The following is a 5,156-nucleotide window of genomic DNA, read 5'->3' on the forward strand; positions in this document are numbered from 1 at the left end:
ACCGGACCCACCGGCACCGCCGGGCACGCCGGCACCGGACCCACCGGCGCAGGGCGGCCTGACGGCGGCGGGTGCCCCGGCCGGGTTCTTCGATCGCGCTTTCATCCGTCCCCGCATATCCGTCCCCGCAAGCTGACACGCCCGGCAGGACTGACACGTCCGGCAGGGCCCCGGAAACGCCGGAGACCCCGAGAGCCCCGGAGGACCGGCGCCTCGGAGCGGCGGAGGGCCGGAAGCCCCGGCAGGAGCAGACAGGCCGGGCGGGCCGGAGGGAACCGGCCGGCCACCGGTACCGCGTGGCGTCAGCGGCGCTGCGCCGGCAGCTCCATCACCACATTCGTCGACTTCACCGAGGCCACGGCCACCACGCCCGGTTCGAGGCCGAGCTCGTCAGCGGACTCGCGGCTCATCAGGGACACGATCCGGTGCGGACCGGCCTGGATCTCGACCTGGGCCATCACGCCGTCGCGTACCACCCGGGTCACGATGCCGGGGAAACGGTTACGGGCCGACTCCCCCACCACCGCCGCGTCCGCGGCCGGCGGCCGGTCGCTCGAGGCCGCGAGCTCCTTGCTGAACTGGGCCAGCGCGGCACCTTCGACGGCCTGCCGGCCGCTGCTGTCCCGTACCAGCGGCAGCCGGCCGGCGTCGGCCCACCTTCGGACGGTGTCGTCGCTGACGCCCAACAGACCGGCTGCGTCTGAGATCCGCAAAGTCGCCATGCATGCACCATAACCAGCGTATCTACGGTTTGTCGCATGCAGCGGATCCGAATCCACGGTTACTTCGCGCATCTCGGCGCTGGTCATCGCCGACCGTCACAACCGACCGTCACCGCTGACAAACAAGCATGCTACGCGACCGGACCGTCCGGTCATACGCCCGGCCCCAGCCGCCCGGCCCCGGCCGACGGGACAGGCCGCCTGGGCACGGATGGCCGGGCACGGCCGGCCGGACGGGCCGTGAGGCCGTGCTCCGGCACCCGCCCACACGTCCGGGCGAGCGGCTTCAGGCCGCGCGCAGCCGGGCGGCCAGGGCCGCGGCGGCCGGCCCCGGCTCGGCGTCCTGCGTGATGCCCCGGACGACCACGACCCGCCGGGCGCCGGTGCCGAGAACGTCGTCCAGGGTGGCCGCGTCCACCCCGCCGGTGACGAACCAGGGCTTGGCGCCGGGGGTGAAGGGGGGCGCGAGTCGGGCGGCCAGGCGCGGCAGCTCCAGCCCGACCGGCGCACGCCCCTGCTTCGTGGGTGTCGCCCACACCGGGCCGACGCAGAAGTAGTCCACGTCGGGATCCTCGATCGCCGCGGCGAGCTGGTCGGGATCATGGGTGGACAGGCCGATCAGCACGTCCGGGCCGAGCAGCCGGCGGGCCAGCCGGGGCGGGATGTCGTGCTGGCCGACGTGCAGCACGTCGACGCCGGTGAAGGCGGCGAGGTCGGCCCGGTCGTTGGCGGCGACCAGCGCCCCCCGCGGCCGTGCGACCTGGCGCACCACGGCGAGCTCATCGGCTTCGGGCTGCCACTCCAGGCCCTTCTCGCGCAGCTGGACGACGTCCACCCCGGCGGCGACCACCTCGTCGAGGAAGGCGGCCAGCCCCGGCCGCGGCCCGAGACACAGGTACAGCCTGGCGTCGGCCAGCCGGACCAGGCGGGCCTCCGCCTCCGCCGACCGCGTGTACGACGACGCATATGGCGACCGGGAAGCATCGACGTCCTGTGTCATGCCCTCGACCCTACGGCGGCGCGGGCGTGACGAACGCGGCGTATGCCCGAAGGCGCGACACCAGCGGGCAAGGGCCAGCGGGCAAGGGCCAGCGGGCAAGGGCTAGCGGGCGAGGGCCAGCGGGCAAGGGCCAGCGGGCAAGGGTTAGAAGGCGAAGGTTAGAAGGCGAGGGCCTGGGCCCGGCGTTTGACCTCCCGGCCACGGTTCTCCGCCAGTGCGCGCACGGGGGTGCCGGGCAGGGTCGGGTCCTCCCGGAAGAGCCAGTCCAGCGACTCCTCGTCGGAGAAGCCGGCGTCGGAGAGCACGGTCAGCAGGCCTGACAGGCCCTTGAGCACCGCGCCGTCCTGGATGAACTCGGCCGGAACCCGCAGCACGCCCTCGAAGCGCACGGCGAGCAGTTTGCGATCCCGCACCATCTGACGCACACGCGTGATGGGCATCCCGAGCCGGTCAGCGACGTCGGGCAGGGTCAGCCACTCCACGGTCAAAGTAAACACCGGGAAACGGCTGCTGGTCATACCGGGGGTGACGGTCATACCGGCCTGACAGGTTCTCCGCCAGCGGCCACCGACTGGCTGGCCGCCTCCATCACGGCGACCACCCGCCGGGCCACCTCCGCGGTGTACTGCATGGGCCAGCCGGAGACGAGCAGGTCGGCGAGCTGGTTGTGGAAGACCGAGGTGACCGGCGCCGCCGGCAGCGGCAGCCTGGTCCGGCTGCCGTCGGCGGCGACCAGGTTCAGGTGGACGGCGGGGGTGGCGAACATCCGCTCGGCGTGCCGCCCGGGCCGTGGGCCGGGGGCGACCGGCTCGGCGGGGACCTCGCTGACGATCGAGCCGGCCGTCCCGATCACATGGAACCTGGGCAGCGCGGCGGCGGCGAGATCGGAGATCGTGATCTGGGCCTCGGTACCACTGGCGAAGTGCAGCAGGATGCGGGTGTGGTCGGCGTTGCTCACGTGGTGCCATACCCGCTTGTGCGCGGTCGCCGACACCCATTCGACGGGCCCGGCGAGCAGGTCGAGGATCCAGTCCAGCGGGGCGAAGCCCCGGTCGTAGACGGCCCCGCCGCTGACCCGGGCATCGTCGTGCCAGGTCCCGGGCGGACGCGTGTAGGAGCCGTGGAACGTCTCCAGCCACAGCACGTCACCGATCGCACCCGCCCGGACCGCGCTCTGCAACGCACGATAACCAAGATCGTCCCGCTGGTCGGGATGGACCGCCAGGACGAGCCCGCGCTCGGTGGCCAGACCGGTCAGCTCGTCGACTTCCCGGGTGGTCAGGCAGAACGGGTGCTCGACCACGACGTGCTTGCCGGCCTCGAGCGCCCGCACCGCCCACTCCGTGTGGGTGTGCGTCGGAGTGGCAACGATCATCAGGTCGGTCTCGGAGTCGCTCACCAGGTCGGCCGGATTGGCGATCCGGCGGACGGCATGCTCCCCGCCGCGTCCCGGCGGGCGCGACGCGCCGTCGCAGATCGCGGCCATCTCCAGGCCTTCGGTGACGTCGACGGCCATGTGGTGGAAGGCGGCGGACTCGGCCGTCCCGAGCAGCCCCACCCGTACCGGCGGCGCGTCCCGCACGCCGAGGGCGTGGCGCAGCCAGCGCCCGATCAGACGGTGGTAGGCAGGATCGGCCAGCGTCCGGTCGCCCGAGCCGAGCGTGAGCATGCCCAGGCCCGTCGACGGGCGCCAGGTGCACACCGGATGCACCGTCAGCTCGTGACGTACCAACAGCAGCTGTTCCACGTCGTCGGCGAGCTTGTCGGGCACGACCCACTGGTCGACCGGCCGGAAGTCACCGAGCCGGGTGGTGAACTCCGCGCCGTCCGGGCCCGGCAGCAGCCACAGTTCGTGGACCGGCGTCACCCGGCCCGGCACCAGCCCGGACGCCTCCACCAGCGGGCTGTCCGGCGGCAGTGACCGCAGGGTGGGGCCGGCGAGCAGCACCGGGACGGACTGGCGGGCGCGGTCGAGCACGTCCTGCTCACTGTTGTCCAGCGGCCGGTCGATGAGGACGAGCAGCGCGTCCGCGGACCGCGCGGAAGTGGGCCCGAGCCCCGCACCCCTGAGATGGTCACCGAGTGCGCTGGCGCCGGGAAGGTTAGAGACCAGGTGAATCCGGGGCACGCAGGCACTGTAGTGAATTAGCCCATCGGCAAACCAACGGGGGTCCGGTCAGGAAACACCGGCGACAAAAAGGATCAGCTCGGGGACCGGTACCGGAGGCTCGGTACGGGAGGATCGGCGCGGCGGTGTACCCGCCCGGTCACAACCACCAACCGGCCTGCCCGTTCGCAAACGCCGCACCCACAGCCACAATGCGTGCCAGGCCGGGACGGGTAACCGATGCCTGTTACGGCATGTCGTACTGTCGGCCCTTCTCGCTCATGCTGGGACGGCTGGGATGGCTGGGACGGGCCGAGATGGGTATGGGCCCCGGGACGGGCTGGGCGCGGTACGGCCGCGGTGCCGGATTCCGGCGTCGTCCACGGGCGCTCTAAGCTGTTGACCGTGGACGCGACCGTCGCAGACCCCGTCATCGGACGGCTGCTGGACGGACGCTATACCGCGCAGGAGCGCCTCGCCGTCGGCGGTATGGCGACGGTCTACGTCGCCCACGACAACCGGCTCGACCGGCTGGTCGCCCTGAAGGTCATGCATCCCGCGTTCGCGCACGACGAGGACTACCTCCGCCGTTTCCAGCAGGAGGCCACCGCCGCCGCCCGGCTGAACACCCCGTGCGTCGTCTCCGTCCTCGACCAGGGCCGTGATCACGGGCCCAGCGGCCCGGTGATCTATCTGGTGATGGAGCTGGTGCGGGGCCAGACCCTGCGCCAGCTCATCGGCAGCCGCGGGCGGCTGGCCCCCACCGAGGCCATCGAGATCATCGAGCCGGTCCTCGAGGCGCTCGCGGCGGCCCACAACGCGGGGATCATCCACCGTGACATCAAGCCGGAGAACATCCTGCTCGGCCACGACGGCCAGGTGAAGGTCGCCGACTTCGGGCTCGCCCGCCCGCTGGACCAGGCAACCCATGCTATGACGCAGGGTGTTGTCATGGGCACTGTCGGCTATCTGGCGCCCGAGCAGGTCAGTGACGGCTCCGCCAGCCCCCGCAGCGACGTCTACGCCGCCGGGGTCGTCCTCTACGAGATGCTCACCGGGGTGCTGCCCCACACCGGCAGCACCCCGATGTCCGTGGCCTACCAGTCGGTGCACGGCGAGGTCCCCGCACCGTCGGCGGCCGCGGAGGGCATCCCGGCCGAGCTGGACACGCTGGTGCTGCACGCCACCGCGCGTGACCTGGACATGCGCCCCGCCGACGGCAGCGCCATGCTCGGCGAGCTGCACCGCGTCCTGCCCTCCCTGCCGGCACCGGCGCCGGCGCCGGCCGCGGGTGCCGGGCACGCCGCGACGGCACCCGGCAGTGGGG

5 protein-coding genes are annotated in these 5,156 nt (G+C 72.7%); 1 reads left to right on the forward strand and 4 read right to left on the reverse strand.

All coding sequences use genetic code 11. The features are described 5' to 3' along the window. Positions 1–302: 302 nt before the first annotated feature. The 4 genes from NBW84_RS11220 to NBW84_RS11235 all read right to left on the reverse strand — a co-directional run bounded on the left by NBW84_RS11220 (position 303) and on the right by NBW84_RS11235 (position 3,850). Complete coding sequence (locus tag NBW84_RS11220) at positions 303–722, reverse strand: TOBE domain-containing protein (RefSeq protein WP_250284310.1); 420 nt, start codon at positions 720–722, stop codon at positions 303–305. A 286-nt stretch (positions 723–1,008) separates the two neighbouring features. Further along, positions 1,009–1,722 (reverse strand): thiamine phosphate synthase, encoded by a 714-nt coding sequence (gene thiE, locus NBW84_RS11225; RefSeq protein ID WP_250284312.1) that lies wholly within the window; start codon positions 1,720–1,722, stop codon positions 1,009–1,011. A 158-nt stretch (positions 1,723–1,880) separates the two neighbouring features. Then, positions 1,881–2,240: an Rv2175c family DNA-binding protein gene (locus NBW84_RS11230; protein WP_445548466.1), complete on the reverse strand. Its 360-nt coding sequence runs from the start codon at positions 2,238–2,240 to the stop codon at positions 1,881–1,883. Between the two features lie 14 nt (positions 2,241–2,254). Then, positions 2,255–3,850, reverse strand: a complete 1,596-nt coding sequence (locus tag NBW84_RS11235; protein WP_250284316.1) for a Gfo/Idh/MocA family protein — start codon at positions 3,848–3,850, stop codon at positions 2,255–2,257. A 384-nt stretch (positions 3,851–4,234) separates the two neighbouring features. On the opposite strand from NBW84_RS11235, the gene NBW84_RS11240 reads away from it, so the two are divergent. Beyond that, on the forward strand, positions 4,235–5,156 hold a 922-nt coding region (locus tag NBW84_RS11240), incomplete at its 3' end, for a protein kinase domain-containing protein (protein ID WP_250284326.1).

This window comes from Protofrankia sp. CiP1_Cm_nod2, from assembly GCF_920664355.1.
Taxonomy (GTDB): domain Bacteria; phylum Actinomycetota; class Actinomycetes; order Frankiales; family Frankiaceae; genus Protofrankia.